At 54.9% G+C, this 2,594-nt stretch carries 3 protein-coding genes; all 3 read right to left on the reverse strand.

Annotated elements, in window-relative coordinates; genetic code table 11:
- Positions 1 to 198: 198 nt before the first annotated feature.
- The gene (locus B5X73_RS20470; RefSeq protein WP_079523098.1) at positions 199 to 675 is read right to left on the reverse strand and encodes an SMI1/KNR4 family protein; all 477 of its coding nucleotides are present in this window, start codon (positions 673 to 675) and stop codon (positions 199 to 201) included.
- An 828-nt stretch (positions 676 to 1,503) separates the two neighbouring features.
- Positions 1,504 to 2,391, reverse strand: a complete 888-nt coding sequence (locus B5X73_RS20480; protein ID WP_079523100.1) for a PoNe immunity protein domain-containing protein — start codon at positions 2,389 to 2,391, stop codon at positions 1,504 to 1,506.
- 14 nt (positions 2,392 to 2,405) lie between these two features.
- A partial coding sequence (locus B5X73_RS21205) for a hypothetical protein (protein WP_217699804.1) occupies positions 2,406 to 2,594 on the reverse strand: 189 nt, incomplete at its 5' end.

Consider the following 2,594-nt stretch of genomic DNA (forward strand, 5'->3'; position numbering starts at 1 on the left):
GGTGAACTTGCTCTTGCGCATCGTGGGTCTCCTTGGGGATATTTTGCCCGGAGACCTCGGTTTATGTCTGGAGTAAGTTTACGGGGAGTCGACAATCCCTTCTTTCCAACAGATTGATCGGCAGACCTCAGGCGATCACTATTCGACCCATGATGGAATTCAATCGAAGCAGGCTCACGCACCGATAAGGATCGAAGCTCAACCTGGACCGGCATAAGTAGAAATTCGCTTCCCAAGAAATTCAAGGAAGTCTTCAGCGTAGTCCGACGTTGACGAACCAACTGTCACACGGATGGGAACTTCATCGCCATTGAGCCGCGAGTAGTCAAAGAAAAAGTATTCTCCGAGATCCGTCGCGCTAACCGCTAGCGCATTCTCGCGCGCATGGCCATTCCTAACGTCAATGATGTGATGATAGACAATGTCACCACCGTTAACGTCGTCGAAAGGCTCACCGTATACGCTATAGATCTCCTCTCCGCATATCTCTCCCCCCCTATAGTTTTCCAGAAACCATCTGTACGAGCGGGAAAACCTCAAACCAAGACGCTCCTCGGCCTTCTTGATCCATTCTTCGGAGACGGCGTCCTCTGCACTACCGAAGTTCACCACGCTGCTCCTGGCGATATAGGAAGCCAGCAAGTTCGCCCGCGCTTCAAAGCTGTCACTTGCCATAAGTTGTCGCCCTATCTTTCCCGTAGCTAGTCCTCCATGAATTTAATGCCGAATCGATCGATCCTTGGAAGGACACTGTTTCACTCTCATGTATCACAGAGGCAATCTCTTTGCGGGGCGTCCTGTAAGAGCCACTTGCCCGTATGCGGGCGTGGCCGGTCGGTCTCCCCAAGGGGAGGGGATGTGACGGTCTGCGACGATCACGCGCTGTGGCCAACGGATTGCATCACCTCAGCTCGGAAGTCAGCGGGGAAAACTACAGATAGCCTAGGCCGCGTACCATCGTTCTGCTCGTTGACTGCATCGGAGAGCACGGAGATATATCTGGCCAACTCTTCGTCAGGCAACCTTGGAAGCGACGAGTGATAGATGACCACTTGGGCGCATGGAAGCCACGTGAGGTCAAGCAAGCAGTCGAAAAGAGCGTTCCAGTTGAAACCGAAGCAGCCGGGCAACCACAGTCCGTAGTGGAGGGCGCTCATCAACTCTTGAACCGAGGATATATGCAGATCGATTCTCAGCAAGAAAGTCTCATCGGAGACATACACTGGACTCATCTGATAGAAGCTCAGACCCTTCATCCTTTGATCCAATTAATTGATGGGACAAGTGTTTATAGTGCTTCGATGTGGTGGAGCTCCCCGGCCTGCCCCCTTCGCGCTGCTGAACTCCTCGCTCGTCGTCCAGACCGGGTGCCTCGTATACGGGCCGTCGGTCGTACACGGATCTTGCCGGCCGGGGCGTCGGGGCAGGGGCCTCGCATTCCGCGCCGTACGCGGGTAGTGAAACCTCTGGCTTTAAGCCCATCACGATGCAGCGCTGATTCCACTATCGCCTGATACGAGCCGCAATCCGGGCGAGGAAACCTTTCGGTGATTGAGGCACCTCGATCACCGCGTCAACGGCATTCGCAATCGATTGGCGAATCGGCGCACGCCCATCTCGGATGAGATCCGCCGGATAATACCGACTATCCAAGCATGCCGAGTCATTGATCGAAAATGCCACAACCACGGCCACGGCTTCGACGCACCAACGCCCGAAATAAGCGCCACCTTCAAAATTCTCGTCGCCGAGACCATGCCAATATGGGGTCCGATTGGGGATGGGCACCGACTTATTGCCTGCTCCATCCAGCGACGAGTACCAGTCGGCAAGATAAGCTCTTAAGCCCTCACCGCGCATGTCGCTCGACGCCCTTATCACATCGAGAAGCTTCCCATAGGCTTTTGGAAAACAGAGAGACGCACCGATTTTCCTTCCCGCCTGTCGCGAAGCGATTACCGAATCGAGGAGGGCATCTTCCCCTTCATTCCCAATGAGCCTGAGGAGCCGGAGCCACAACTGATCGTCGGCGGAGCCTGCGAGGGCAAAACCGACCAACCAGAACGACCGCTGGTAGAAGTCAAGATTCAGGGCCCACGAATGTCGGATGTTTTGAATCTCTGCACTCCACCATCTTTCGCCGATACGTTCCGCGTGTTCCCAAGCGTCCACAACTGATGGGAGCAACGCACAAATACTCGCGACATCATCGCCTCGTGAATACTTAAGAAGCATAAGCTCTATGTAAGTCGTGGCTATTCTGTAGGCGTACTGCGCCGCAGCGGCGTCCATGGGACCTGCCGCAAGTATTTCTCGCATCTCAATTACACGGGCCTCCTTGTAGCTGACCCATTTCTCCCAGTAGCCGTCGCTACCAAGCGTGTCACGCATGATGTCAACCTCATTCAGCCGGAGAAGAAAGCGGCCCTCACGGCATCGATACGCTCAGTCGATGAGCGCTCTGTGAATAAACTGTCGCCTACAATAACCAGAACAAAGCCGATACCTTCGATAACGGACGTTCCTGCCGGAAGCAGTGAAAGCGACGCCCCCTTTTCACGCCCCGACGTCCCCCCGCCTTCAGTAGCGGTCCG

This window comes from Luteibacter sp. 22Crub2.1 (genome assembly GCF_900167995.1).
GTDB lineage: Bacteria > Pseudomonadota > Gammaproteobacteria > Xanthomonadales > Rhodanobacteraceae > Luteibacter > Luteibacter mycovicinus.

Coding starts and splice junctions, on each gene's coding strand:
- B5X73_RS20480 (WP_079523100.1), bottom strand. CDS start 2,391: ATGCGTGACACGCTTGGTAGCGACGGCTACTGGGAGAAATGGGTCAGC.
- B5X73_RS20470 (WP_079523098.1), bottom strand. CDS start 675: ATGGCAAGTGACAGCTTTGAAGCGCGGGCGAACTTGCTGGCTTCCTAT.